This window comes from Streptococcus sp. 449_SSPC, from assembly GCF_001073005.1.
Lineage (GTDB): Bacteria > Bacillota > Bacilli > Lactobacillales > Streptococcaceae > Streptococcus > Streptococcus salivarius_F.
This window is the reverse complement of sequence record NZ_JVGR01000004.1, coordinates 59,176-82,782: the sequence shown is the minus strand read 5'-3', so window position 1 is coordinate 82,782 and position 23,607 is coordinate 59,176. Positions and strand designations below refer to the sequence as shown.

Below are 23,607 nucleotides of genomic sequence, written 5' to 3'. Positions count from 1 at the left end.
CTTTTTTTCTAACGGATGATGATGAATTACAAACGATTTTACGATAGGATTAGCGGTCCTTTGCGTTCTTACGCTAAGGTTTTAGAAGGGTTGAACAGGCTTATAACTAGGACTTTTTACCTGCTTTTTCCTATATTTCTTATTTGGGTTTGGCTAAGGAATGGTTGGTTTGTTCTCTCTACGACGGTGCTTATTATGGGGGGAGGCTTTTTCCTTCTTTCTCTTGGTCGTAGCCTCTACAATCGACCGCGTCCATACCAGACCTGGGCTATTCAACCCCTTATTAAGAAGGACAGTCTGGGTAAGTCCTTTCCCAGTCGGCATGTTTTCTCAGCGACTGTCATTGCTATGTTGGCACTGATGCTTAACCCATGGCTAGGTGGGGCTATGCTTTTTCTGGCGGGGGCTCTAGCTTTTTTGCGCGTGCTAGGTGGTGTTCACTATCCTAGTGATGTTATGGCAGGCTATGCCATTGGGATTCTTGTAGGTCTCCTTCTTTATCTTTAGAAAATTTGGGTCTTCTTCGAGAGAGGAAGGCTTTTTTCGTTAAAAAAGGAAAGGCACCTCTAGGGCACCTTTCCTTTTGTTCTAAAATTCGAGTTGGCAATTAAAGGCTGTTCCCACCATTAGATATTAGCTTAGTTTAGGACATGTTCTCTAATAGCTTGAGCGACTCCATGCTCATCATTTGAAGCCGTTACTAAGTTTGCAGTTTCCTTAACCTCTTCAGGTGCATTGCCCATAGCAATTCCTAGGCCAGCTAGAGCTAGCATAGGACTATCGTTGAAGTTATCTCCGATAGTCATGACTTGTTCAAGAGGAAGGTCATAATATTTGGCAACCTCAAGGAGAGCGTGTTCTTTAGAAACATGTTTGGCAGTGACTTCTAAGTAGTTATCTTTGGATAAGTAGAAGGCTGTATGTGGAAAATCCATACTTAGGAGTTTTTGGTGTAGATCCTGGATAACTTCAGCCTCATCAATCAACAATAGCTTGTGGATAGGTGGTTCTGAGTCTGAGACCGTGTCTTGTAGTTCCTTAATGATAGGAGATTCACCCGTGATACTTCCTTCCAGCTGAGACCATTTGTCTAGTTCGTTGGTGATCCAGTCCTTGCCAGAGTAGATATTCACAGAGACACTTGGATAATCTGTGGATAAGTAGCTAAGAAGGTCTTGAATCTCAGCTTTATCCACAGGGTGCTGGATGATAGTACGATCACCCTCAAGTACTAAGGCACCGTTGTAGCAGGCGATAGGATTGTCATGAAGTCCTAGTTTATGAGCAATTGGTTGCATCCCTAGTGGCGAACGGGCAGAAGCTAAAACAAAGGGAATATTTGCCTTTTCAAGCTCTGGCATTACCTCAATCAGTTGCTCGTCCACCTGGTGGTTACTAGTGAGAATAGTGCCATCAATGTCACTGATAATCAAACGAATATTACTCATAATCGTTATCCTTTCCATCGTATAAAATCATTACTTTATCTTTAAGAGTCTCGACCAAATCAGGATCAGGTTTCTTATCTGTAATCCAGTAGTCAAAGTCTTCAATCTTGCCCAAGATATATTTAGAATGCTTTTCATATTTATCAGATTCAGCAATAAGTATCTTGGTTCGAGCAGCTTGCATGGCCAGTTGTTTGACAGCAAGGTCCTCTTCATCTTCATAGCTGACCACTCCTTGACTGAGACTAGCCGCTCCAAAGAAGGCTAAGTCAAATTGTAGATGTTGCAAGAGCTGGGCTTCGTGAAGCGAATAGTAGAAGCGGTTTTTACTGTAAAATCTTCCTCCCAAGAGATGGAAGTCAACGCCTTCTTTACCACTTAGGACCAAGGCGTTGTCCAAAGAGTGGGAGTAGACAGTGATCTTCTTAGTCAATTTTTGTGAAACTTCAAGCATCAGGGTAGAGACATCGAAGAAGAGTAGAGCTTGGTCTTTGACCAAGATAAGCGCTAGGTCTGCCATTTTTTTCTTGTCTTCAGTGAGTCCTTTCTGACGTTCTTGGAAGCCAAGAACAGTGGTATTTTTTACTGGAAGAATGCCACCATGGGTACGCTGAGCCAGATTCCTCTGGCTGAGACAGTCGAAATCTCTTCTGACAGTGTCTTTGGAAACTCCTAATTCATCGACCATTTCCTTGACAGATAGGTTTCCCCTCTCTTCCAGGAGTGTTAATATTTTCTCTAATCGTTGCTCCTGATACATGAGTCACCTGCTTTCTGATACTAGTATAGCATCTTTTTGCTTTTTTTGTAAACAAAAATGCAAAAAAACGCAAACTAAACCAGGGTCAATTCGTCTCTTAAACTTCCCTTACCATCTTTAAAAATCCCTCAAAAATGCTATAATAGAAGCATTACGAATATTGGAGAGAGACCATGAGTTTTTACAATCATAAAGAAATCGAGCCCAAGTGGCAAAAATACTGGGCTGACCATCACACGTTTAAGACAGGAACAGATGCTTCAAAACCTAAGTTTTATGCGCTTGATATGTTCCCTTACCCATCTGGAGCAGGTCTGCACGTAGGACACCCAGAAGGTTATACTGCAACAGATATCCTCAGCCGTTACAAACGTGCCCAAGGCTATAATGTCCTTCACCCAATGGGATGGGATGCTTTTGGTTTGCCTGCAGAGCAATACGCTATGGATACTGGTAATGATCCAGCTGACTTCACAGCGGAAAATATTGCCAACTTCAAACGTCAAATCAACGCACTTGGCTTCTCTTACGACTGGGACCGTGAAGTCAACACAACAGATCCAAATTACTACAAGTGGACACAGTGGATTTTCACCAAGCTTTACGAAAAAGGTTTGGCTTATGAAGCGGAAGTACCAGTAAACTGGGTTGAGGAACTAGGAACAGCTATCGCCAATGAAGAAGTCCTTCCAGATGGAACATCTGAGCGTGGTGGCTACCCAGTTGTTCGTAAACCAATGCGTCAATGGATGCTCAAAATCACTGCCTATGCTGAGCGCTTGCTCAATGACTTGGATGACCTTGACTGGCCAGAGTCTATCAAGGACATGCAACGCAACTGGATTGGTAAATCAACTGGTGCTAATGTCACTTTCAAAGTGAAGGGGACTGACAAGGAATTCACAGTCTTTACGACACGTCCAGATACTCTTTTTGGTGCGACCTTCACTGTTTTGGCGCCTGAACATGACTTGGTAGATGCCATCACAACACCTGAACAAGCAGAAGCTGTAGCTGACTACAAACACCAAGCCAGTCTTAAATCAGACTTGGCTCGTACAGACCTTGCCAAGGAAAAAACAGGGGTTTGGACTGGTGCTTATGCCGTCAACCCTGTCAATGGTAAAGAAATCCCAATCTGGATTGCGGACTATGTTCTTGCCAGCTACGGAACAGGTGCTGTTATGGCCGTACCTGCCCACGATGAGCGTGACTGGGAATTTGCAAAACAGTTTGACCTTCCAATCGTAGAAGTCTTGGAAGGTGGAAACGTTGAAGAGGCTGCTTACACAGAAGATGGCCTTCACGTCAACTCTGACTTCTTGAACGGTCTCAACAAAGAGGAAGCGATTGCTAAAATCGTGGCTTGGTTGGAAGAAAAAGGCTTTGGTCAAGAAAAAATCACTTACCGTCTTCGTGACTGGCTCTTTAGCCGTCAACGTTACTGGGGTGAACCAATCCCAATTATTCATTGGGAAGATGGTACTTCAACAGCTGTTCCAGAAAGTGAACTCCCACTTGTCTTGCCAGTAACCAAGGACATCCGCCCTTCAGGTACTGGTGAAAGCCCATTGGCTAACTTGACAGACTGGCTTGAAGTGACTCGTGAGGATGGTGTCAAAGGTCGTCGTGAGACTAATACTATGCCACAATGGGCAGGTTCAAGCTGGTACTACCTCCGCTATATCGATCCACACAACACAGAGAAATTGGCTGACGAGGATCTCCTCAAACAATGGTTGCCAGTAGATATCTATGTGGGTGGTGCAGAACACGCCGTGCTCCACTTGCTTTACGCTCGTTTCTGGCATAAATTCCTCTATGACCTTGGTGTTGTACCGACTAAAGAGCCATTCCAAAAACTCTTCAACCAAGGAATGATCTTGGGAACTAGCTACCGTGACCACCGTGGTGCTCTCGTGGCGACTGATAAAGTTGAAAAACGTGACGGTTCCTTCTTCCATGTGGAAACAGGAGAAGAATTGGAGCAAGCACCAGCCAAGATGTCTAAATCCCTCAAGAACGTTGTCAACCCAGACGATGTGGTGGAACAATACGGTGCTGATACCCTTCGTGTCTATGAAATGTTCATGGGACCACTTGATGCCTCAATCGCTTGGTCTGAAGAAGGATTGGAAGGAAGCCGTAAATTCCTAGACCGTGTTTACCGTTTGATTACAAGTAAAGAGATTGTTGCGGAAAACAATGGCGCTCTAGACAAGGTTTATAACGAAACTGTTAAATCTGTCACTGAGCAAATCGAGTCTATGAAATTCAACACAGCTATTGCCCAACTCATGGTCTTTGTTAATGCTGCTAACAAGGAAGATAAACTCTATGTGGATTACGCCAAAGGATTTATCCAATTGATCGCTCCATTTGCGCCTCACTTGGCAGAAGAACTCTGGCAAACAGTCGCAGAAACAGGTGAGTCTATCTCTTATGTAGCTTGGCCAACATGGGATGAAAGCAAGTTGGTTGAAGACGAAATCGAAATCGTCGTTCAAATCAAAGGTAAAGTCCGTGCCAAACTCATGGTTGCGAAAGACCTTTCACGCGAAGAGTTGCAAGAAGTTGCTCTTGCTAATGAAAAAGTCAAAGCAGAGATTGATGGCAAGGAAATCGTGAAAGTGATTGCGGTACCAAATAAACTCGTTAATATCGTTGTGAAATAAAAATAAATCCTTTGGAGCTTAGCTCTGGAGGATTTTTTGTATTGCTGTATGCTATAATAATTCCAACTAAGATAAAAACACAGTTCTGGTTGGTAGTCCAGACGTAGGCAAGCCTATCAGTAACCTTCCTCCTTGGTTGTCCATTCTTAGGGATAGAGTTAAGGAGGTGCTGTCGTGGAAACAATTTCAATTGGATTGACAGTTTATTTTGAAGATGGATTTTGGCATGGTTTGTTCGAACAAGTGTATCGAGAATCTTATCAAGTTTGTCGTGTGACATTTGGTCAGGAGCCAAAAGATGATGAAATTCTAGAGATTTTACAGACTCAGTTTACCCAATTATCTTTTAGTCCAGAGACTACAGCTAAGCAACATGTAAAAATTAAGAATCCTAAACGATTACAGCGAGCTGTGAAGAAACAAGTAAATCAGAAAGTTTCTTCCAAGTCGAAAGAACTATTGCAGTTGCAGTACGAGGAAAGGAAAAAGATTTCAAAACATCAATCTAGTGTCCAAAAGCAATTGCTCAAACAAGAGAAATTTGAACGCAAACAGCAAAAACGAAGAGACAAGCATAAAGGACATTAATGTGTTTCTCTTTAAAGAAACAGCTCTTTTCTAAATAGAAAGGAGCTGTTTTACTAGTATTGAAGAATAGATTTTAACTGTTTCCAAATCTAGTTACTTATCGCCAAAAGGTTTACCGATGATAGTTTTAAATTCAGGACAATACTTACTTGCCTCAAATTCAATGACATCATATTGGGCAATCTCATTTTGATAGAATGGATCGTGTGTAATGATTTCTTGAACAGCTTCCTGATTTTTAGCTCTTCCATCTCGCCACTTAGACTCTCATTTTGACCACTTATCCCCAAAAGCCGTTTTTTAAACGGCTTTTTTGCTAGACTGATACTGTTAAAAGGAGAGAAAAATGATATTACAAGCTAAAAACATAAGTAAACGGTATGGAAATCATTTAGCCGTAAACAATATTCACTTACAGTTTGAAAAGGGAACGTTTAATGCGATTCTAGGACCAAATGGGGCGGGGAAATCAACGACGATTTCCATGTTGATTGGTTTGAAACAACCAACGCAAGGTGAAATCATCTATGAACCCGGTACTAAAATTGGTGTGGTCTTCCAGACTAGTGTTTTAGATGAGATGCTGACGGTTAGGGAAAATCTGGCCATTCGTGCCAGACAGTATAAAGGACTGAAACCTAATCGTGTGTCTGATCTCATTGGTCGGCTAGGCCTATCAGCTTTCCAAAAGCAGAGATACGGGACGCTTTCAGGTGGCCAAAAGCGTCGGGTTGACATTGCGCGTGCTCTACTCTCACAACCAGATATTCTGTTCTTAGATGAGCCAACGACAGGTTTAGATATCCAAACTCGGAAGTCTATTTGGGATTTGCTCTATCAATTGCAGAGAGAAGAGGGAATGACCGTTGTACTGACCACGCATTATCTTGACGAAGCAGATGAAGCTGATCAGATTTATATTGTGGACCATGGGAAAGTGATTGCTCAGGGATCGGCATTAGATATTAAGAGTCAGTATGCAAAAAATATCTTGAAAATTCGTTTCAAGGAGATGCAGCAGATAGAAAGTCTTAAAACTTCGGGAATGTCAGTAGAGCAACAAAGTCAATTGGAGTATGTTTTTCAACCCGAGAGTGAAAGGGAAGCCATTGATTACCTAGCACAAGTTAGAGATAGAATAGCCCATTTTGAGTTTCGTCCCGGGACCATGGATGATGCCTTTATTGCACTTACAGGAAGGGAGGTTCGCTAATGCTAGCCTTACTAAAGCGAAACTTTTTATTGTACTTCAGGAATCGTTCAGGAGTTTTCTTCTCTTTGTTGGGAGCCTTGATTTCCTTTATTCTCTATATTATTTTTCTTCAAAAAAATCTAACAGATGCTTGGAGTCAGCTCCCCAATAGTGGTCCTTTGTTAAATAATTGGTTGATGAGCGGGACGCTGGCTGTGACAGGGATAACGACGAGTCTGGCTGCCCTGACTCAGTTGGTAAAGGACCGTGAACATCAAGTAGATCAGGATCTTTATTTATCGAATCATGGGAAATGGCGGTTACCATTTTCGTATCTAGCGAGTGCAATCATCATTTCTTTTGCTATGCAGGTCCTTATGTATGTGCTGATGTGTAGCTATTTTAGAGAAGTGCCAAAATTATACATACTACCCGAACTTCTCCTAATTATGATGCTTAGTAGCCTGCTTTCTAGCTTAGTGAATGCCATTTTTGTTTACTTTTTCCAATCCGTAGACAGTCTTGGAAAGTTTGCGACCATAGTGGGGACAGCTTCTGGTTTTTTGGTAGGAACTTATGTACCTTTGGGCGTTCTACCTGATTTTGCACAACTACTAATGAAATGTACCCCAGCAACTTATATTGCTGCACTTTATCGACAAGTACTCATGAAAGAAACATTAAGTGAGACCTTTAAAGGTCACGATAATCTTCTTCAAGAGTTTCAAGAAAAAATGGGTATTCAACTCAAGTGGCAGGGTTTGTTGACAAAGGAAAATACTTACCTTATAGTGTTAGGAGGTATTCTTCTAGCAAGTATTCTTTGGATTATTTTAGTGAAAAGAACTAGTCAGAAAAAATAAGTGAGAGTTGGAATAGGAATGAAACTTCGTTTTGAAGAAAAATCGGATATTTCGGCAAAGGATCCCTGTGTGGTCATCCAAGCAGAGCGATTGTCTGATCAAGCACGAGAGGTAATGGATTATCTCGAACAATTTTCAGTTGTAAATCAAGTGGTGATTCCTATTAAAACGGATGATCATTTGGTTATGGTAAAAATTGATGACATTATCCTAGCTGAGATTGATAAGAATGTGTTGACGATTTATACTGTAAACAATACCTATACGATGAGAGAGACACTGACAAACTTTCAGCATCGCATCAATCGTCGAAGTTTTTTACAGATATCACGTCATGCTGTTATGAATATAGATCATTTGGAATCACTATCGGATAGTTTTTCTGGCAATATGATGGCTAAAATGACAGGTGGAGTTAAGTCTAGTGTCAGCCGAAAATATGTCAAATCTTTGATGGATTATTTAGGGGTCTAGGAGGAACCAATGAAACGTTTAATTGCTTATTTTGTATCCGGCGTGAGAACGGGATCGTTCTTTTACCTTGCATTCCTTTTACTTGGTCAATTATTTCCCCAGCTTATCTATCCCAAAGTTAATGTAGGAAATATTTTAGCCCTCTTTATGATGAGCGGTTTGATGGGAATGCTCTCGTGGATTTTGGAAGAGCTTGACCGCATATCGTATAGGCTTCGAATAATCTTGCATTTCTTGTTGACGGCGATTGTACTGATAGGGACTTGTTTAATATCAGGCTGGTATGAGGCTTTAACGAACCCTGCTATCTGGATTGTCTTCATTTTTGTTTATAGTATTATCTGGCTCTATCTTATTTGGCAAATGCATATGAGAACACAACGTATTAATCAAGCCCTAATACATCGTCGAAACCAGAAAAATAAAGAAAAGTAAGAAATTATAGTAAACTTCAAAAAAAACTCTTTTTCCCCTTGACCCTCACGCCACGTCATAGCCTATACTCTTAATCAGAGAGGAGTTCTAATGAAATCTGTAAAAGAAGTGAGCCAACTATCAGGTGTCAGTGTGCGCACCCTTCATTATTATGACGAAATTGATTTGCTGAAACCGTCAGTTGTGGCTGAAAATGGTTACCGTTACTATAATCGCGATGCGGTTGTCCGTTTGCAGGAAATATTGCTTTACCGTGAGTTAGACTTTCCTCTCAAAAAAATTAAGGAAATCGTAGGTCAACCAGGTTATGACAAAGTTCAAGCGCTTAGGGATCAGATTAAGCTCTTAGAGCTGAAAAAGTCCCGGTTGGAAGCCGTCATAGCTCATGCCAAGGCCTTACAAATGGAGGAAGAAGAAATGTCATTTGAAGCATTTGATCAAAAAGCTGTGAAAGCCTTTCAGGAAGAAGCTCAGGCTAGATGGGGTCAGACAGAAGCTTATCAAGCTTTTGCGGCTAAGGAAGAGGAGTCCTTCCCTGAAGTTACAAAGGAGATGACTGCAATCATGTCTACCTTTGGACAGCTCAAGGAGTATAAACCTGGTGATGATAGTGTTCAGGAGCAAGTAAAGGCGTTACAAGATTATATTAGTCAGCATTTTTATCCATGTGACCAAACGGTATTAGCTGGTCTAGGTCAGATGTATCAAACAGATAATCGCTTTTCTAGTTTTATTGATAAAGTTGGAGGAGCAGGGACTGCCACTTTTCTCGCAGAAGCTATTCGTATTTATTGTCAATAAACTAAAGCCAAAGTCTTAGGGACTTTGGCTTTTTTCATGCCATAGTGACATTTATGTCACTATTTTTATAATCATTTAATGCTTATAATTAATATATCGTTTTAGAAGGCGATTAGTTAAGTGTTTCTGCTATTTTGCTTGAAATTTTCTTGCAGATAAGTGGAGGAAAGTTAATCGAATTCTAATCTAAATCAAATTTACGGAGGAAATCATGTCCATTTTAACCATCGACCACATCTCAAAGTACTATAATCTCGACGGTACGAATCAAGAGCGCGCTTTGAATAATGTTACGCTTGAGATTGCACCAGGAAAGATCACTGCTATCTACGGTCCATCTGGCTGTGGTAAGACCAGTCTGCTTAGTATTATTAGTGGCTTGGATAGTCAGTATCAAGGAAATCTTTATTTCAAAAATCAAAACATGCGAGATTTTTCAGAGCGTGACTTGACCTATTTTAGAAAGGCTCACATTGGCTTTGTCTTTCAAAATTTCAATCTTATCTCTCATCAATCAGTCCTTGAAAATGTCAAGATGCCTCTTTACGTTAAAAATATGACTGATAAAGAGATGGCCGAGATTGCGGAAAGGGAGCTTAGCCGTCTTGGAATCGGAGACTTTATCAAGAAAAATGTTAAGCAGCTTTCTGGTGGGCAAAAACAACGTGTGGCCATTGCCCGTGCCCTAGTCAATAATCCGGAAATGATTGTGGCTGATGAACCGACAGGTTCTCTTGATTCTCAGTCTCAGGAAAATGTTCTCGAAATTTTTAAAGAGCTAGCTGAGGCAGGTAAAACTGTGATTATTGTAACCCATAACCCTGAAGTGGCGGATTATGCGGATGTTGTCATTAAAATGAAGGATGGTGAAGTCGTTGAAACAATCGAAAAATAAGGGGTTGACCCTCAAGAATAAACTCAAATTGTCATTGAACAACTTTATGGAACGTAAGTGGCGTAATCTTTTGATTGCGACGGCAACTTCCATTGGTTTTATCGGTGTCTTGATTTCCTTTGGTTTGGGAAATGCTATTGTTGGTATGATTAATGACAGTACCGATGGTGGCAACATTCCATCCCAAATTCAGATCAGTCTTAGTGCTAAATCAGCAGCCAGAGGGGTTCTAAATGCGGATGATGAGAAGTTTATTCGTAATCAGATTAAGAGTGATGACATTAAGTATTTGGAGAGTCCCTTTGGAATGAACATGGCAAGTCTTACCCTTGATGGCAAGACCATGGATTTCAGTAAGGACCTTCCTAACTATTCTCAGGTTATCAGTCTTTACAAGAACACAAAAATCTCTACATCTCGCAATGATAAGGATAAAATTTCAGCTGGGAAACCTTTTAAATCTGAAGATGAAAATGGCTTAACCTTTCCGATGAGTTTTGTCAAACGCTACAACCAAGAAACAGGGAAGAAGCTCAAGGCTAAAGACTTTATCGGTAAAGAAATTTCAGCTCAGATTGTTGAAAATACTGCTGATGGAACTAAAGTAGCAGATATCAAGACTAAGATTGTCCGTATTGTTGATGACAGCGAGGATGCTGAAGAGAGCAATAGCTATATGCCAGCCAAACAATTGGAAGAATTGCTTAAAGAAAATGGCTTTACCAAAACAGTCTCTTACATGCTTTTGGAGCTCAAGGATCCAGCCAAGACTAAGGAAGTCACTAAAAAATTGCAGAAAAACAAGAAGTATCTGGTTCTTTCACAGCAGGCCATCCTAGATGTCATTATTAAATTCATCCGTGTGATCCAAGCACTCTTGATTATCCTTTCGTCACAAGCTATCCTAGTTTCAGCTGTCATGATTGGAATTATCATCTATATTAACATCATGCAACGCTCAAAAGAGATTGGTGTTATGAAGGCCGTCGGTTACCTTAATCGTGACGTGAAAGCTATCTTTGTTTATGAGGCCCTCTGGATTACGGGTATCTCACTAGCTCTTGCTCTCCTTGCATCGCAGGGAATTGGAAGCTTGGCCAACATGATTGTTTCACATCTCTACCCAAGTGTCAGCAAGGTGTTTGACCTAAATCTGACATCAATTCTCATCATGTTTGGTTTCTCACTCTTGATGGGCTATGTGTCAGCCTACCTTCCAGCCCGTAAAATCAGTAAAATGGACCCTGTCGAGTCTCTAAGGTATGAATAGAAATAAAGAGTAGTCTCCTCAGGCTACTCTTTTTTGTCAAAACAAGCATTAGAAAAATCTGAAAATCCAAACAATAATTAACTTTCTGAAAAGTGGAGACAATTGCTCAAAAATGCTATAATAGTCAGCATATACAGGCTATTAATAACAAAAAAAGAAGTACCTATTCGATTGGAGGAGTTCCATGTATAAAGATGATAGTTTAACCTTGCACACTGACTTGTATCAAATCAATATGATGCAGGTTTACTTTAACCAAGGTATTCACAATAAAAAGGCCGTTTTTGAAGTTTATTTCCGTCAACTTCCGTTTAAAAATGGCTTTGCTGTATTCGCAGGTCTGGAGCGTATTGTCAACTATCTTGAAAATCTGACCTTCTCAGAAACTGATATTGCTTATCTAAAAGATTTAGGTTATCCTGAGGATTTTCTGGACTATCTAGCCAACCTAAAATTCGAGTTGACTATCAATTCGGCCCTTGAGGGTGATTTGGTATTTGCTAATGAACCGATTTTCCAAGTGGAAGGTCCCTTGGCCCAGTGTCAGCTTATAGAGACTGCCTTGCTAAATATCCTCAATTACCAAATTCTTATTGCGACAAAGGCAGCTCGTATTCGTTCTGTCATTGAGGATGCTCCTCTGTTGGAATTTGGGACACGTCGTGCACAAGAGATGGATGCAGCAATCTGGGGAACACGTGCAGCCGTGATTGGTGGTGCTGATGCAACGTCAAATGTACGTGCTGGCAAGATTTTTGGAATCCCAGTTTCTGGTACTCATGCCCATGCTCTTGTTCAAGCCTATGGCAATGATTATGACGCTTTTAAAGCCTATGCATCTACTCATAAGGACTGTGTATTCCTTGTAGATACCTATGACACCCTTAAGATTGGTGTTCCGAATGCTATCCGTGTTGCTAAAGAGCTAGGTGATAAGATTAATTTCTTGGGTGTTCGTCTTGATTCAGGTGACTTGGCTTATCTATCGAAGCAGGTCCGTAAGCAACTGGATGCAGCTGGTTTCCCTGATGCTAAGATTTACGCTTCAAACGACCTTGATGAAAATACTATCCTTAACTTGAAGATGCAGAAGGCCAAGATTGATGTTTGGGGAGTAGGTACTAAGCTCATCACTGCCTATGACCAACCGGCCTTAGGGGCTGTCTACAAGATTGTCTCAATGGAAGATGATCAGGGAGTCATGCATGATACTATCAAATTGTCCAATAATGCTGAGAAGGTTTCGACACCAGGTAAGAAACAAGTGTGGCGTATTACGAGTCGTGCTAAGGGCAAATCAGAAGGTGACTATATCACTTTCGCAGATACGGATGTTAATGCTTTAGATGAAATTAATATGTTCCACCCAACATATACCTACATCAATAAGACTGTTCGTGATTTTGATGCAGTGCCACTCTTGGTCCCAATCTACGACAAGGGGCAACTGATCTATGACTTACCAAGTCTTGATGAAATCAAGGCTTATGCGACTAAGGAATTGGACGAACTTTGGAATGAGTACAAGCGTGTGCTTAACCCTCAAGATTATCCAGTTGACTTGGCTAAAGATGTCTGGGATAACAAGATGACCTTGATTGATAATGTCCGTAAGAAAGCCCATGACTTGTCAGAGTAAAAGGAGAAATTATGACTTTGCAAGAAACTATTATTGCTCAACTAGGTGTTAAACCTAGCATTGATCCAAAGGAAGAGATTCGAAAATCCATTGATTTTTTGAAGGCCTATATGCTCAAACATCCATTCCTTAAAACATATGTTTTGGGGATTTCAGGAGGTCAAGATTCTACATTGGCTGGCCGACTGGCACAACTTGCAGTTGAAGAGCTCCGTGCAGAGACAGGAAAAGACTATCAGTTTATCGCCATTCGTTTACCGTACGGTGTCCAAGCAGATGAAGATGATGCCCAACGTGCTCTTACTTTTATCAAGCCGGATGTGAGTCTTGCGGTTAATATCAAAGAAGCTGTTGATGGTCAGGTTGCTGAACTTGCCAAGGCAGGTGTCACCGTTTCTGACTTCAATAAGGGAAATATCAAGGCCCGCCAACGTATGATTACCCAATATGCGGTTGCTGGTGAAAATAGTGGGGCAGTTATTGGGACAGACCATGCCGCTGAAAACCTTACAGGCTTCTTCACAAAATTTGGTGATGGTGGTGCTGATATCTTGCCACTCTTTCGTCTAAACAAACGTCAAGGTGCAGCCCTTCTTGCAGAACTTGGTGCGGACAAGGCCCTTTATGAAAAAGTGCCAACAGCTGACTTGGAAGAGGACAAACCAGGAATCGCTGATGAAGTGGCACTTGGAGTGACCTATCGTGAAATTGATGACTACCTTGAAGGCAAGGAAGTCTCAGCCAAAGCTCAGGAAACGATTGAGTCTTGGTGGCGTAAAGGTCAACACAAACGTCACTTGCCGATCACCATTTTTGATGATTTTTGGAAATAAGAGGAGAAATGAGTTATGATTAAAGCTTATATTGATTTTTGGAAGCGTGCCTTTGACTTTAGAGGCCGTTCAACTCGTCCAGACTACTGGTGGGCTTACTTGGTTAATGTCATTATTATTACTATTCTTACTGTTTTTTGTGTTCTTATTCCTTTCTTCAGTAATGTTGATCTTAGTGACCCAGCTTTGTTGAATAATCCGACTGAACTGCAAAAAATAATTATCACCTACGCTTGGCCACTAATGCTTTTTAGCTTAATTGAACTTATCCCTCAATTGTCTCTACAAATACGTCCTTTGAGAGATGCAGGATTTCATCCGGCTTGGGTACTTCTAAGTTATATAGGGCTTGTACCAATCTTGGCTATCTTCTCATTGATTGGAAGCATTGTCCTCCTTATCATGTCGTGTCAGCCAACGAAACCAGCACCTGAAACGCAGTTTGATAAAGTGGAATAAGATTGTCATAACCCTAGGTTTTACCTAGGGTTATTTTTAAATTGAATTTTCAGAAATTAGTGATAAAATAGAAAGGAATAAGGCTTAAAAGGAGGAATCTTATGACTTCACTATCAACAGATTTCACAGATAAACTATTTGCAGACTATGAGGCCAATGCCAAGTACAGTGCTATTGAGAATGCTGTAACTCACAATGGCTTGCTCAAATCCATCGAAACACGTCAATCAGAAGTTGAGAATGACCATGTTTTCTCAATCGATTTAACTAAAGATGAGGTGTCTAACCAAAAAGCTTCAGGACGTTGCTGGATGTTTGCGGCACTAAATACTTTCCGTCACAAATTAATCTCAGACTTTAAATTGGAAAGTTTCGAACTTTCTCAAGCTCACACTTTCTTCTGGGACAAGTATGAAAAATCGAACTGGTTCTTGGAACAAATCATTGCTACAGCAGATCAAGAGATTGGCAGTCGTAAGGTTAAATTCCTTTTGGATACCCCTCAACAAGATGGTGGACAATGGGATATGGTCGTATCACTTTTTGAAAAATACGGTGTTGTACCAAAATCGGTTTATCCAGAATCTGTAGCTTCAAGCAATAGTCGTGAGCTTAATCAATACCTCAATAAGCTTCTTCGTCAAGATGCTCAAATCTTGCGTGATTTGATTGCTGGAGGTGCTGATCAAGCTGCTGTTCAGGCCAAGAAGGAAGAACTTCTTCAAGAAATTTTCAATTATCTTGCCATGACTCTTGGTTTACCACCACGTCAGTTTGATTTTGCCTACCGAGATAAAGATGACAACTATCAATCTGAGAAAAATATCACACCACAAGCTTTCTTTGAAAAATATGTGGCTCTTAAACTTAGTGATTATGTGTCAGTTATCAACGCTCCAACAGCTGATAAACCTTACGGAAAATCTTATACTGTTGAGATGTTGGGTAATGTTGTAGGTGCGCCAAGTGTGCGTTATATTAACCTCCCAATGGATCGTTTCAAAGAGCTTGCCATTGCACAGATGAAGGCTGGAGAGACTGTTTGGTTTGGTTCAGATGTTGGTCAAGTTTCAGACCGCCAAAAAGGTATTCTTGCAACTAATGTTTACGATTTTACAGCTAGCATGGATATTAACTTGACTCAAGACAAGGCAGGACGTTTGGACTACAGCGAATCTCTCATGACTCATGCCATGGTATTGACTGGGGTTGATTTGGATGCCGATGGCAGACCTGTTAAATGGAAGGTTGAAAACTCTTGGGGAGACAAGGTCGGTCAAAAAGGTTACTTTGTCGCTTCTGATGCCTGGATGGATGAATACACTTATCAAATCGTTGTCCGCAAAGACTTCCTTACAGCTGAAGAATTAGCAGCCTATGAAGCAGAGCCACAAGTACTTGCTCCTTGGGATCCAATGGGAGCCCTTGCTTCAAAATAAGATAATACATGAAAACACTGGAAATTTTCCAGTGTTTTTTATAGTTTCTTTAAAATCTATCGGTAAAAAAAGAGTTATCCAATCAGATAACCCTTTTTATTTCTTATTCTTCTGCTGTAGCAGTGTTTGAATTTGAATGTTCAGAGCCATTAGAAGAGGCCGATGTCGATGGATTTGTTGAAGCATCAGGACCGTACTGTTGACTATCTTGTGAACTTGATGAGTCACTGCTTTGGCTTGAGTCTAAACTTGATGATGAGCTAGATGTTCCAAGTGATCCTGTGTAAACATTTGATGTTGAAGAACCAGTAAGGAAGACATAGCTACCATTATTATAAACACCGCTAGGCATATCGAAATCTTCAGAACCCGCACCATACATCTGGTTAAGGTAGCTACTTGTTACACCATAGATTTGTTTAGCGATATCAAGGTCTGAATCATGAAGTGGTGTTTTACGATTTTTATAACCTGTCCAAATCGCCATAGAATACTTGGTATTGTAACCAACGAAAGTTTCATCTGGAACCATAAGGTAAGCGTAGACGCCACTTTCTTTTTGTACCTTGTAGTATTCATCGTCACCATAGTTAGATGTACCGGTCTTAGCAGCGTTGAACGTACCAGGGACATAGGCTTCAGTCGCTGTACCACCTGTCATTACTTGTTTCAACATGCTTGACATCATGTAAGCTGTTTGTGGTGACATGGCTTCAACACCTTTAGAATCAAATGATTTTGTTGAACCGTCTTCAAATTTGATTGATTTAATGTAAGAAGGTTTATAGTAAGTACCACCATTTGCAAAGGCTGCATAGGCTGCGGCCATTTTCTCACTTGATGCACCATACTTAGGATCTGCTGATGATGTTGAAGATGAGATGGCATTGGAGTAGAACATTTCTGGATACTCAATACCTAAATCTTTCAAGAAGGACTGGGCATAGTCCAACCCAACAGCTTGAAGAGCTTTAACGGCTGTTACGTTACGTGATTGTTGAAGCGCATAAGTCAATGAGATACTTCCAAAGTACTTACGGTCCCAGTTGTAAACTGGCGTTGAGGAACCTGGGAAATTGTAAGGATTATCGTAAACAGTCGTACCAGTGTTTGTATAAACACCTTTTTCAATAGCAGGAGCATAGTCAGTGATTGGTTTCATTGTAGAACCCCAGTCACGGTCTGTTTGAACAGCTTGGTTAGTAGCGAGGGCAATATTTTCGTCTTGGTGACGTGATCCCAATTGAGCAACAACACGACCGTTAGTAACATCAATAATAGTAGAAGCAACTTGGAAACTATCATTTGGATAGTAGATATAGTCATCAGTATTATAGACGTTCCAGATATATTTTTGAATATCTGGATTAAGGTTAGTGTAGACGTCGAGACCTGCTGAGTAGATATCAGCATTGGCATCAGTAGCTACCTGCTCAATAACTTGTTTGATGTAGTTATCTAAGTATGGCTCATAGCTAGCTTTCTTCGTAAGTGGAAGAAGGCCATCTGATACATCAGTTGCTTTAGCTTGCTCGTACTCTTCTTTAGAAATATTCTTGTCTTCATACATTTCGTCAAGAACAGTGTTACGACGTTCTTTGGCAGCATCTGGATTAGCATAAGGGTCATATTGTGTTGGTGCCTGTGGAATACCAGCAAGAAGAGCTGCTTGGGCAACAGAGAGGTCGCTCAAGTCCTTACCAAAGTAAGATTTAGCTGCCGTCTTCATACCGTAGTAACCATTACCCATATAAACCTTATTAATGTAGAAGGTCAAGATTTCTTGTTTAGTGAATTGACGCTCCATTTGGAGTGACAACCAGATTTCTTGTGACTTACGTTTAAGGGTTTGGTCAGAAGTGTTAGTTGAGAAGTAAGCCAACTTAATCAACTGTTGGTCGAGCGTAGACCCCCCTTGGGTGCTGCTACGACGAAGGTTGTTAACAGCTGCCCCCATGATACGGTAGACGTCAATCCCACGGTGAGTGAAGAAACGTTTATCCTCGATAGAGGTGATGGCATTAACTAGAGTTGTTGGAATTTCATCTGTTGATGCACTCTCACGTTTCTCAGCTCCCAAGTCGGCAATAAGACTACCATTAGCGTCGTAAATCTTACTTGAGTTTGTTGATTGCAGTTTGTTCTCGGTAAGTTTAGGAACACTGCTAACATAGTAGGCAAAGAGGCTACCACCAGCGATGACACAGACTACAAAGAAAGTGAGCAGTCCAATAAATCCGTATTTTGCAATACGCCAGCCCAAACTTTGGTCTGAAGCGGCAGAGCGTTTTCCTTTGCTATAGCGAGAAGAATCTGAGCGCTTGACCTTGATGTTTTTAGCACGTTTAGTCAAACCGTTAAGTGATTCTTTAAAGTTGCTGAAATTAAATTTAGCCATTATGTGTTACCACCTAATAATTTTTCAATGATTTCTAAGTAAGGAACTTGAGGATAAGCTGCTTCTGCAATTGCATAGCCTCTTTTTTTGATATAATCAAGAGGCATTGATTTCGTCCCTTTATCAATCTGATAAAAAGCGATTAAGTCTTTGGCAGGCAGAAGGTAGGTTTCCTTAAGCGTCGAGAAGTGAAGTAGCACGAAGCAGATCCCATCTTGACTGATGACCTGAGACATGTGCTCAATTTGATGCGCATGAAAGTTTTTCATAGGCATGGATGTCTTTTGTCGTGTCTCTTTGGCTTCAAAATCAATGTAGTATCCTTTGTAAACGCCGGAGTAGTCGGTAGTAGAAGCTTGTCTAAAGTAAGCTTCTACAATCTTTGCCCGTGAGCGTTTGGGATAATCGACTTTGACAATTTGAACAGGGGTAGGTTTTTTATGAATAACGGCTAAACCACGCGACAAATAGTAATCATTAGTCGCGTTAATAGCAGTTTCAAAGCTCATCCCCCGATTGGCAAAGTCAACTCTATTTGATTTTTTAGGACGTACTTGTGCTATCTTACGAGATACCTGATGGGGATAGTTTACCATTTCTTTCCCTTCTTCTTTATAAGATATGCATAAAGACTATTTTATTATACCATAAAATGAATGAGGAAAACAACAAATGACATCACTACTGGTAACTGGCTATAAGAGCTTTGAACTCGGTATTTTTAAAGACAAGGACCCTAAAGTAACCATTATCAAGAAAGCAATCAAACGTGATTTGATGCGTTTCTTGGATGATGGTGTGGATTGGATGATTTTTACTGGGAACCTCGGTTTTGAATTTTGGGCACTAGAAGTAGCCAAAGAACTTCAAAAAGACTATCCTTTGAAGTTAGCGACCCTCTTCCCTTTTGAAACGCATGGTCAGAATTGGAATGAAGCGAATCAAACAAAACTAGCAGCTTTTAAGCAGGTTGATTTTGTCAAGTATAGCTTTCCCGCTTACCAATCTCCAGCACAGTTTAAACAATTTAATCAGTTTCTCATTGACAATACAGATCAGGCTTATTTATTTTATGAACCTGAAAATGAAACAAATCTGAAATATTTTTACGGTATGATGATAGAAGCAAGGGATTATCCCGTATTTCGACTGACTTTTGATGACCTCAATGAGGTCATGTCGGAATAGGATATAATTGAGTTTTAAACTTGCATTTTTATATTTTTTTCTGTATCATAAAAATATTAGACAGTAAAGTATTAGTAAGTTAGATAAGACAAGTATTGGAGAATAAAAATGGCTAAGATTAATTTAACGCCCAAGAAAATCTACGAACAAGAATTTAAAACAAGCATGCGTGGCTACGATAAAAAAGAAGTTGATGAGTTTTTAGATGATGTAATCAAAGATTACGGTGTCTATATTGCTCTAGTTAAGGAATTGCAAGAAGAAAATGCAAAACTTAAGGCTAAAGCTTCATCAGCTCCTGCAAGTCGCCCAGCATACGCAAGTGCGACAAGTGAGCCATCACGTGCGAATGCCAATGTTGCTTCGGCTTCAAACTATGATATCTTAAAACGTGTCAGTCGTTTGGAAAAAGAGGTCTTTGGAAAACAAATCGTCGAATAAAACTGGTTTGTGCAATTTTTGGATAATCGCATGGTTGCTTGTCTTCCATGAGGAAAGTCCATGCTAGCACTGGCTGTGATGCCAGTAGTGTTTGTGCTAGGTGAATTAATAAGCCTAGGGACTTGATTTTCAAGTTACGGCGAGTGAACTGGCTAAGTCTTCGGATAGGTTTTAGTAGCTCTGAAAGTGCCACAGTGACGGAGTTTTTAGGGAAACCTAAAAAGTGGAACGCGGTAAACCCCTCAAGCTAGCAACCCAAACTTTGGTAGGGGCATGGGATGGCTGGAAACGAACGGACCATCCTGACTGCTTTGCAGTAGACAGATGATTATCGAAGGAAGTGGTACCTAGTCACTTCTGGAACAAAACATGGCTTATAGAAAATTGCATATAGGTGAGGCTGGGACACATGTCTCAGCCTTCTTTTAGCAAGAATTCTCTCTTTTACAACTATATCTTCTAAAGAAAAGAGTGGAAAAATAAGCCATCAGTTAAAAAAGTTTGTACTCGTAACAATGAGATAAAAGGATGACAATGAAAGAAACATTTACATTAGTAGCAACTGCAGCGGCGGGTCTTGAGGCTGTGGTTGGACGTGAATTGCGTGAGTTAGGTTATGACACTCAGGTTGAAAATGGTAAGGTGCGTTTCCAAGGCGATGTTCGTGCAATAGCTGAAACTAACCTTTGGTTGAGAGCAGCAGACCGTATCAAGATTGTAGTGGGTGAATTTCCAGCACGTACCTTTGAGGAACTCTTTCAGGGAGTTTTTGCCTTAGACTGGGAAAATTATCTTCCGCTAGGTGCAAAGTTTCCAATTTCTAAAGCTAAATGTGTTAAATCAAAGCTTCATAATGAGCCATCTGTTCAGGCGATTTCCAAAAAAGCTGTCGTTAAGAAATTGCAGAAGTATTTCCACCGTCCAGAAGGAGTGCCTCTTCAAGAAACAGGAGCAGAATTTAAGATTGAAGTTTCTATTTTAAAGGATAAGGCTACAGTTTTGATTGATACCACAGGTGCTAGTCTCTTTAAGCGTGGCTATCGTACTGATAAAGGTGGGGCACCTATTAAGGAAAATATGGCGGCTGCTATCCTTGAACTTAGTAACTGGTATCCGGATAAACCGTTGATTGATCCAACTTGTGGTTCAGGGACCTTCTGTATTGAGGCTGCAATGATTGGTATGAATATTGCGCCAGGATTTAATCGTGATTTTGCCTTTGAAGCATGGAATTGGGTGGATAAAGATTTAGTACAGTCGGTACGTGATGAAGCAGATAGCAAGGCGAATTATGATATTGAATTAGATATTATGGGTTGTGATATTGATGGCCGTATGGTTGAGATTGCAAAAGCCAATGCTCGTGAGGCAGGTCTTGAAGATGTTATTAAATTGAAACAAATGCGTTTACAGGACCTGAAAACAGATAAAATCAATGGTGTCATTATTTCAAACCCTCCTTATGGTGAGCGTTTGTTGGATGACAAGGCTGTGGATATCTTGTATAATGAAATGGGTCAAACTTTTGCGCCACTTAAAACTTGGAGCAAGTTTATCTTGACCAGCGATGAACAATTTGAAAGCAAATACGGTATGAAAGCCGATAAAAAACGTAAGCTTTATAACGGGACACTCCGTGTTGATTTGTATCAATATTTTGGTGAGCGTGTTCGCCGTTCTGAGGCTAGAAAGGTAAATTAAACGTGTCAGAAGATAAAACACAAAATGGCTATGAAGGTAGCCAAGAGCTAGATTTCCAAGATGCCAAGGAAATGACAGTCGGTGAGGCTGTCCGTAAAGAAGCTGAGATTAATGCTGGTGTAACAGAAACAGATAGCATTTTGGATAAGTATATCAAGCAACATCGCGAAGAAGTTGCCTCACAAAAATTTTCAAAGAAAATTGAAGCTGATGGCGACACATCACCTTTGGATGCTTTTATTCAAAAGCAACGTCAGGAGTTTGCGGATTCAGGTTTGATTGGTCAATCAATGGCTAATGAGTCAATCAACTCAACAACAGCTACTGAAGAAGTAACACCGGTCACATTTGGTTTTGGTGCTACAGATAACAAGGTTGATGAAACTCAATCTCATATTGACAAGCAGTTGCCAAATGCTCCTGTTGAACCTGAGGTTATTGCAGAACCAGAAAGTCAAAGTTCTGAAGTTATCATTACGTCAACGAATGCTGATCGTTTCATCACGTCAGAAACAGAAAAATTTGACCTTGGTGATGCACTTGCAGATTCAGCTACTTCAACTAATCAGCCAACGCCAGCCTATAACGATGCATTGGTAGATAATATTGATGATAACAATCCTTTGATTGCTAACATTGATGATCCAGAACCACAAAATCCTGCTGTTGCCAATATTGACGATACTGAGCCACAAGCTTCAAAACCTTTGTTGGATGATGCTACTATTTCAGACACTATTGATTTGGCAGCTATTGCATCAACAGTAGCAGGGGTAACTGGAGCAAAAGCTGATGAAGAAAAGACAACACCAAAAGTGTCTATGGCAGTTAATCGCCCATCTGCAGAAGACAGAATCTCTTCAGAGTCTATTTCACCATCGCATAAGAGTGCCTTTGATGGTGACATTCCAGTTTACCGTCGTAAAGGTGTTGTTATCGGTGCTCTAGCAGTTCTTGCTTTAGCTATTATCGGTGGTAGCTATGCTCTTTATAAAGGAACACATAGCCAATCGGCGAAAACAACAAGCACAGCTTCTTCAGCAGTGACATCATCATCAAGCAAGGATACGTCAGCTGCTGATAATAAGGCCTTTGAAGAAATGTATAAGAATTTCTTCACAGATGACGAGCAAACAAAACTCGCTAATGATCAATTTGGTAAGTTATCAGATTTGGAAAAACTGCTCAAGAAATTGGAGAAAACCAAGTATTATGATGCAGCTAAGAAAAAATATGATAACTTGAAGAAACAGATTGAAGCTGTACAAAAGATTAACAGTCAGTTTGAGTCAGATGCTCTGGTAGATGGTAGCTATAATGCCTCTATCGCTGTTAAATCAGATGCCAACTTTAATAATCTTCCAGAAAGTGTAACAACAACTGGAAATGCGAGTCTCGACAGCACTGTCCAAGAAGCTATTAAGGGTGGTAAGACTCAGCTTGAAGAAAAAGCTAAGGCTGCGAGTGCAACGTCTGCAGCGACAGCTGCTGCCAGCGCCAATACTGCTAGTCCTGCTGCACCTTCAGGTGATAACACATCTGGAGCAGCTTCTAATGGTGATGGTGCGGCCGCAGCCAATACTTCTGGAGCGCAAAATGGAGCAGCTAACTCAGCAGGTTCAGCAGGTTCAACTGGTGCGACTGGAGGAACTACTGGTGGCTCAGCTGCAGCTTCAACAGTTGTAACACGCGGAATCACAAATTATAACCCATCAATCCTTCAACGTGATCGCTCACGTGTGCCTTATAATGCAAACGTAGTAGCAGATACAAGTAACCCAGCTTGGACATGGGCTGATGGTGTTCTTGAAAAGATTATCGAAACATCACACTCACGTGGTTACTTCTCAGGAGATAACTTCATCCTTGAGCCAGTCAACATCATCAATGGTAATGGTTACTACAACTTGTACCTTCCAGATGGAACCTACCTCTTCAGTATTAACTGTAAGACAGGTTACTATGTTGGTAATGGTTCAGGTCACTCAGATAAACTTGATTACGAATAATAATCTGCGACACTCCTTGACACTCCTTCGGGAGTGTTTTTTGTTTTATCTTGGTGAAGGCCTAGTTTATAAGGATTTTGTGCTATAATAGAGGGATAA

At 40.7% G+C, this 23,607-nt stretch carries 22 protein-coding genes, 1 other RNA gene and 1 pseudogene; 19 read left to right on the top strand and 5 right to left on the bottom strand.

The annotated features are described in order from the left end of the window. The first annotated feature begins 18 nt into the window (after positions 1-18). Complete coding sequence (locus ADH51_RS01140; protein WP_048673942.1) at positions 19-507, top strand: phosphatase PAP2 family protein; 489 nt, start codon at positions 19-21, stop codon at positions 505-507. A gap of 131 nt (positions 508-638) precedes the next feature. On the opposite strand, the gene ADH51_RS01135 is transcribed toward ADH51_RS01140, so the two are convergent. Beyond that, a complete protein-coding gene (locus tag ADH51_RS01135) occupies positions 639-1,448 on the bottom strand; it encodes a Cof-type HAD-IIB family hydrolase (protein WP_048673939.1) in 810 nt (269 codons plus the stop codon). Continuing rightward, positions 1,441-2,208, bottom strand: a complete 768-nt coding sequence (locus ADH51_RS01130) for a DeoR/GlpR family DNA-binding transcription regulator (RefSeq protein ID WP_048673937.1) — start codon at positions 2,206-2,208, stop codon at positions 1,441-1,443. Before ADH51_RS01130 ends, ADH51_RS01135 begins: the two co-directional genes overlap by 8 nt. A 173-nt stretch (positions 2,209-2,381) precedes the next feature. On the opposite strand from ADH51_RS01130, the gene leuS reads away from it, so the two are divergent. Together leuS and ADH51_RS01120 are read left to right on the top strand one after the other, a co-directional pair. After that, a complete protein-coding gene (gene leuS / locus ADH51_RS01125; protein ID WP_048673935.1) occupies positions 2,382-4,883 on the top strand; it encodes a leucine--tRNA ligase in 2,502 nt (833 codons plus the stop codon). Between the two features lie 174 nt (positions 4,884-5,057). After that, entirely contained in the window at positions 5,058-5,471 is a 414-nt protein-coding gene (locus ADH51_RS01120) for a YjdF family protein (protein WP_022496572.1), read from the top strand. Between the two features lie 93 nt (positions 5,472-5,564). Here ADH51_RS01120 and ADH51_RS10290 read toward each other — a convergent pair. Then, a pseudogene (locus tag ADH51_RS10290) lies at positions 5,565-5,717 on the bottom strand (GTP cyclohydrolase); the annotation flags it as partial. Between the two features lie 100 nt (positions 5,718-5,817). Between ADH51_RS10290 and ADH51_RS01115 the strand changes: the two are divergent. The 11 genes from ADH51_RS01115 to pepC all read left to right on the top strand — a co-directional run bounded on the left by ADH51_RS01115 (position 5,818) and on the right by pepC (position 15,771). Beyond that, complete coding sequence (locus ADH51_RS01115; protein ID WP_048673933.1) at positions 5,818-6,684, top strand: ABC transporter ATP-binding protein; 867 nt, start codon at positions 5,818-5,820, stop codon at positions 6,682-6,684. Continuing rightward, positions 6,684-7,526: an ABC transporter permease gene (locus ADH51_RS01110; protein ID WP_048673931.1), complete on the top strand. Its 843-nt coding sequence runs from the start codon at positions 6,684-6,686 to the stop codon at positions 7,524-7,526. The genes ADH51_RS01115 and ADH51_RS01110 overlap by 1 nt, the downstream gene beginning before the upstream one ends. A gap of 18 nt (positions 7,527-7,544) precedes the next feature. Continuing rightward, the gene (locus ADH51_RS01105) at positions 7,545-8,000 is read left to right on the top strand and encodes a LytTR family DNA-binding domain-containing protein (RefSeq protein WP_002886486.1); all 456 of its coding nucleotides are present in this window, start codon (positions 7,545-7,547) and stop codon (positions 7,998-8,000) included. Between the two features lie 9 nt (positions 8,001-8,009). Beyond that, entirely contained in the window at positions 8,010-8,435 is a 426-nt protein-coding gene (locus tag ADH51_RS01100; protein ID WP_048673929.1) for a DUF3021 domain-containing protein, read from the top strand. A 90-nt stretch (positions 8,436-8,525) separates the two neighbouring features. Beyond that, the gene (locus ADH51_RS01095; RefSeq protein ID WP_048673928.1) at positions 8,526-9,236 is read left to right on the top strand and encodes a MerR family transcriptional regulator; all 711 of its coding nucleotides are present in this window, start codon (positions 8,526-8,528) and stop codon (positions 9,234-9,236) included. Between the two features lie 211 nt (positions 9,237-9,447). Beyond that, on the top strand, positions 9,448-10,131 hold the full coding sequence (locus ADH51_RS01090; protein WP_048673926.1) for an ABC transporter ATP-binding protein: 684 nt from the start codon (positions 9,448-9,450) through the stop codon (positions 10,129-10,131). Beyond that, positions 10,100-11,401, top strand: a complete 1,302-nt coding sequence (locus tag ADH51_RS01085) for an ABC transporter permease (RefSeq protein ID WP_082160343.1) — start codon at positions 10,100-10,102, stop codon at positions 11,399-11,401. The genes ADH51_RS01090 and ADH51_RS01085 overlap by 32 nt, the downstream gene beginning before the upstream one ends. Before the next feature lie 184 nt (positions 11,402-11,585). Next, positions 11,586-13,040, top strand: a complete 1,455-nt coding sequence (locus ADH51_RS01080; RefSeq protein ID WP_048673924.1) for a nicotinate phosphoribosyltransferase — start codon at positions 11,586-11,588, stop codon at positions 13,038-13,040. A gap of 11 nt (positions 13,041-13,051) precedes the next feature. After that, positions 13,052-13,873, top strand: coding sequence for an ammonia-dependent NAD(+) synthetase (gene nadE, locus ADH51_RS01075; RefSeq protein WP_048673922.1), 822 nt, complete (start codon positions 13,052-13,054; stop codon positions 13,871-13,873). A gap of 15 nt (positions 13,874-13,888) precedes the next feature. After that, complete coding sequence (locus ADH51_RS01070) at positions 13,889-14,332, top strand: DUF805 domain-containing protein (protein WP_048673920.1); 444 nt, start codon at positions 13,889-13,891, stop codon at positions 14,330-14,332. Positions 14,333-14,433: 101 nt separating this feature from the next. After that, entirely contained in the window at positions 14,434-15,771 is a 1,338-nt protein-coding gene (pepC, locus tag ADH51_RS01065; RefSeq protein WP_048673918.1) for an aminopeptidase C, read from the top strand. Positions 15,772-15,874: 103 nt separating this feature from the next. Here the strand turns inward: pepC and pbp1a are convergent, their stop codons facing one another. Both pbp1a and recU read right to left on the bottom strand, forming a co-directional pair. Next, the gene (gene pbp1a / locus ADH51_RS01060) at positions 15,875-18,169 is read right to left on the bottom strand and encodes a penicillin-binding protein PBP1A (protein WP_048673916.1); all 2,295 of its coding nucleotides are present in this window, start codon (positions 18,167-18,169) and stop codon (positions 15,875-15,877) included. Beyond that, positions 18,169-18,765 (bottom strand): Holliday junction resolvase RecU, encoded by a 597-nt coding sequence (recU, locus tag ADH51_RS01055; protein ID WP_048673914.1) that lies wholly within the window; start codon positions 18,763-18,765, stop codon positions 18,169-18,171. The genes pbp1a and recU overlap by 1 nt, the downstream gene beginning before the upstream one ends. Positions 18,766-18,841: 76 nt before the next feature. On the opposite strand from recU, the gene ADH51_RS01050 reads away from it, so the two are divergent. From ADH51_RS01050 to ADH51_RS01035, 5 genes are all read left to right on the top strand, one after another. Continuing rightward, positions 18,842-19,357: a DUF1273 domain-containing protein gene (locus ADH51_RS01050; protein WP_048673912.1), complete on the top strand. Its 516-nt coding sequence runs from the start codon at positions 18,842-18,844 to the stop codon at positions 19,355-19,357. 108 nt (positions 19,358-19,465) lie between these two features. After that, on the top strand, positions 19,466-19,798 hold the full coding sequence (gene gpsB / locus ADH51_RS01045; protein ID WP_037600233.1) for a cell division regulator GpsB: 333 nt from the start codon (positions 19,466-19,468) through the stop codon (positions 19,796-19,798). 14 nt (positions 19,799-19,812) lie between these two features. Further along, positions 19,813-20,180, top strand: an RNA gene (gene rnpB, locus ADH51_RS09680) — RNase P RNA component class B. A gap of 152 nt (positions 20,181-20,332) precedes the next feature. Continuing rightward, a complete protein-coding gene (locus ADH51_RS01040) occupies positions 20,333-21,499 on the top strand; it encodes a THUMP domain-containing class I SAM-dependent RNA methyltransferase (protein WP_048673998.1) in 1,167 nt (388 codons plus the stop codon). 2 nt (positions 21,500-21,501) lie between these two features. Further along, the gene (locus ADH51_RS01035; RefSeq protein WP_048673910.1) at positions 21,502-23,508 is read left to right on the top strand and encodes a cell division site-positioning protein MapZ family protein; all 2,007 of its coding nucleotides are present in this window, start codon (positions 21,502-21,504) and stop codon (positions 23,506-23,508) included. Positions 23,509-23,607 lie beyond the last annotated feature (99 nt).

Excerpts from the sequence above, each read along its gene's own strand:
- nadE (WP_048673922.1), top strand. The coding sequence starts at position 13,052 with ATGACTTTGCAAGAAACTATTATTGCTCAACTAGGTGTTAAACCTAGC.
- ADH51_RS01090 (WP_048673926.1), top strand. The coding sequence starts at position 9,448 with ATGTCCATTTTAACCATCGACCACATCTCAAAGTACTATAATCTCGAC.
- ADH51_RS01040 (WP_048673998.1), top strand. The coding sequence starts at position 20,333 with ATGAAAGAAACATTTACATTAGTAGCAACTGCAGCGGCGGGTCTTGAG.
- ADH51_RS01130 (WP_048673937.1), bottom strand. The coding sequence starts at position 2,208 with ATGTATCAGGAGCAACGATTAGAGAAAATATTAACACTCCTGGAAGAG.
- leuS (WP_048673935.1), top strand. The coding sequence starts at position 2,382 with ATGAGTTTTTACAATCATAAAGAAATCGAGCCCAAGTGGCAAAAATAC.
- ADH51_RS01085 (WP_082160343.1), top strand. The coding sequence starts at position 10,100 with ATGGTGAAGTCGTTGAAACAATCGAAAAATAAGGGGTTGACCCTCAAG.
- ADH51_RS01080 (WP_048673924.1), top strand. The coding sequence starts at position 11,586 with ATGTATAAAGATGATAGTTTAACCTTGCACACTGACTTGTATCAAATC.
- ADH51_RS01140 (WP_048673942.1), top strand. The coding sequence starts at position 19 with ATGATGAATTACAAACGATTTTACGATAGGATTAGCGGTCCTTTGCGT.
- pbp1a (WP_048673916.1), bottom strand. The coding sequence starts at position 18,169 with ATGGCTAAATTTAATTTCAGCAACTTTAAAGAATCACTTAACGGTTTG.
- ADH51_RS01070 (WP_048673920.1), top strand. The coding sequence starts at position 13,889 with ATGATTAAAGCTTATATTGATTTTTGGAAGCGTGCCTTTGACTTTAGA.
- ADH51_RS01135 (WP_048673939.1), bottom strand. The coding sequence starts at position 1,448 with ATGAGTAATATTCGTTTGATTATCAGTGACATTGATGGCACTATTCTC.
- recU (WP_048673914.1), bottom strand. The coding sequence starts at position 18,765 with ATGGTAAACTATCCCCATCAGGTATCTCGTAAGATAGCACAAGTACGT.
- ADH51_RS01095 (WP_048673928.1), top strand. The coding sequence starts at position 8,526 with ATGAAATCTGTAAAAGAAGTGAGCCAACTATCAGGTGTCAGTGTGCGC.
- ADH51_RS01115 (WP_048673933.1), top strand. The coding sequence starts at position 5,818 with ATGATATTACAAGCTAAAAACATAAGTAAACGGTATGGAAATCATTTA.
- ADH51_RS01105 (WP_002886486.1), top strand. The coding sequence starts at position 7,545 with ATGAAACTTCGTTTTGAAGAAAAATCGGATATTTCGGCAAAGGATCCC.
- pepC (WP_048673918.1), top strand. The coding sequence starts at position 14,434 with ATGACTTCACTATCAACAGATTTCACAGATAAACTATTTGCAGACTAT.
- ADH51_RS01050 (WP_048673912.1), top strand. The coding sequence starts at position 18,842 with ATGACATCACTACTGGTAACTGGCTATAAGAGCTTTGAACTCGGTATT.
- gpsB (WP_037600233.1), top strand. The coding sequence starts at position 19,466 with ATGGCTAAGATTAATTTAACGCCCAAGAAAATCTACGAACAAGAATTT.
- ADH51_RS01110 (WP_048673931.1), top strand. The coding sequence starts at position 6,684 with ATGCTAGCCTTACTAAAGCGAAACTTTTTATTGTACTTCAGGAATCGT.
- ADH51_RS01100 (WP_048673929.1), top strand. The coding sequence starts at position 8,010 with ATGAAACGTTTAATTGCTTATTTTGTATCCGGCGTGAGAACGGGATCG.